The sequence below is a fragment of the Prosthecobacter sp. genome, from assembly GCF_044378005.1.
GTDB lineage: Bacteria > Verrucomicrobiota > Verrucomicrobiia > Verrucomicrobiales > Verrucomicrobiaceae > Prosthecobacter.
The window spans coordinates 1-2,588 of sequence record NZ_JBILYB010000332.1 but is presented as its reverse complement, the minus strand read 5'-3'; the positions used below and the strand labels follow the sequence as shown (position 1 = coordinate 2,588).

Below are 2,588 nucleotides of genomic sequence, written 5' to 3'. Positions count from 1 at the left end.
AAGTTTTCGTTGCGTGCGGCGGGGTCGGTAAGGGCAAGGCTCGAAAAGTTGGCCCGAATTGAGACGACGCTCGCGCTCAGTTCGAACCGACGCGGTTCGGATTCCGTCGTGGAGGGATTCAATCCTTCAGGAGGTAGATGGGCATACGAGTTCATCGAGCACTCCATTGAACCAACCATGGATCTGGCCACGGACTCCGCCGGTGCCGTTCTATTTGCTGATTCTGAATTTGTCGTCCGATCCGTGGAGTTGGTCGGGAGCTGGGAGCCAGGGTTCTCCAAAAGCAAAACGGAGCTTTCTTTTTACAATACGAAAACCTGTCGGCTCATCGCGCTTGTTTCGGTTCCCAACCGGGTCTTTAAAGTCGGAAGAATCGGCGATTCACGCGGAGGACGATTTTACGTGGGGACCATCACTCCTGCGAAATACCTGTATGACGATTGCCCTCTGGCGATCACGTTGGTCGATCTGGAAACGGAGTCGATCGAGCGGATCCCTGTGATCTCCGATGACTATTGGCTGGCGCTTGGTCATGAGTTGGGGATCCAAGCGTCCGCCGGATCGCTCCGCTTCACCGTCGACAAAGGCACCCTTTCCCAATATGTCAGGACCCAACCGGAAAAGGAGGTGTTCAAGGAGATCCGGATCTCCTTTGTGGAGAGGTCGCGGTCGTCGAATGGGACGGATCGATGGGCCGATCACGAGAGCGGCAAGAGCGGCGAGAAGACGCATCGCGCACTGCTCTCCCGCGAGCGTTCAGGGCTTGGCCACCTCGGGCCGCGGCCGGCCCGAATCACCGAAGCCTCTTCGAGCCGGGGACAATTTTCGATTGGATCTCCGGACGAAGCAGGGCTCGGATTGGCTCTTGTAAGAGCGTCGGAAGAGGGAAAACTAACCAAATTTGATCTTGGAACGCTAGGAAGAAGCGCACACTCGGTGTCGCCACAAGGTGTGTTCGCACCCTACGTCTTGAATGAAGGGGTGATCGCCTGCGTGGCGGATGGCGCGATTCAATTGATCGGCGAAGGGTCAAAACGCGTCCTCCAGATCCCCGGCGGGAACGGCGAGGACCTCGAGCTTTTGCTGAAATCGCCGCCCCCCTTTCCCGATCCCAGTGAAGGTCTGCTTCAGTTTTCCCGAAGCGCCGTTGCATACACCCATGAGGGTAAATTCTGGCGCGCGGCTCTTCCCGGGAGCGACAGATTTGAGGCCATTGTCCCGGGCCGGAGCATTCTGCAAGAAGCGGGTGCCGATGCGGAAATCATCGATTGGAACGAAGAAACCGGCACCTTTGTGGTCCGCGACACCGGCGAATTTCAGCGTTTCCTTGGATCCACAGGACAAAGGTTCGGAAGTCGGTGGCATGGCGGGGGCCGTCTGGCCTATTGTGGAGTTTTCTCCAGTGAGCCGTCGAACGGATGGCGGGCGCTGTCCTACGTGGATGACTCACACAGCGGCGGCGTCTCTTCGTGCGTGGCGATCGAAAAAGCCGCGGATGGGACCGGTCATCTGATAGTCGCGAACGGCTTACCCTCCATGGCAGACCCACTTGGCCTCGTCGATGCAGGAGCGAAGGTCCGCATCGTCTTCGGAGCGGGTGATACCGTGCGCCTTGTCGAAGTGGACCCCTCGACCGGCAACACGAAAGTGATCTGGATCCGGGCCTTCGCCAACCGCTTCGGCAAAGCCTTGTTCGATCCCTCCTCCGGGCTCATTCTGATTCCCGGCGCCTCGGGATTCGAGGCGTGGAAGCTGCCAGGGGAAGGTGAGCCAAAGAAGGAGTTTGATTTGCTTCTCGCGGATGACGATACCTTCGCCGTGCTGCTTCCCAACGGTCGCTATGCCGGTTCACCGGGCTGTGAGAAACTCCTTCGTTTTGGTTCCGTTGATGGAGCCTCGGTTGCGGCCTGGCGGAACCGTCCGGCCGAGGTGTTGAAGGCGCTCGGCGGTGATCCTGCGGAAGTCCGGATCCTCGCACAGGTAACGGACCGGTGGCTCGCGAAGATCGGGAATCCCGAGCGGAATCCGGAGCCGGCCTCGGGGGCTTTTCCCACCCTCGCGCTCTCGAGCGACGTTCCGCTCCGGGCCGGGTCCGGGGAAGTGGCTCTCGCGTTCGACATCAAAGCGGGTGTGTCGCCGGTGAAGGATCTCGTGGTGCGCGTGAATGGGGTCGACGCACAGCGAGGTTCCAATGCAATCGTCGCCTCGGACACGGTGGAACGCCGAGTGAGGATCGCCGAAGGCCAGAACTGGATTGAAGCCGTGGCGATCGATGAGCAGGGACGGTCGAGCAACCGGGTGCGCTTCCGGACGATCCTCGGGAAGTCGGAGAAACCATCGAAACGGTTCATTGTCGCGATGGGAGTATCGGCCTACCGGAACCGCGATCTGGATCTCGATTTTGCGGCGAAGGATGCCTCGGATCTTTCTCGTGCGATCCGGGACGCGTATCCGGGTGACTCGGAGGTTCTCCTCCTGACGAACGAAGCGGTCACGAGGGACGCACCGGAAAAGATCCGGGAGTTTCTCGCCGGGGCCGCCGAGAATGACGAGGTGGTGGCCTTCGGGGCCGGACACGGGGTGTTGGA

At 60.0% G+C, this 2,588-nt stretch carries 1 protein-coding gene; it reads left to right on the top strand.

All coding sequences use genetic code 11. From position 1 onward, the window contains the following. Positions 1-177 precede the first annotated feature (177 nt). A partial coding sequence (locus AC6FTP_RS26905; protein ID WP_497209976.1) for a hypothetical protein occupies positions 178-2,588 on the top strand: 2,411 nt, incomplete at its 3' end.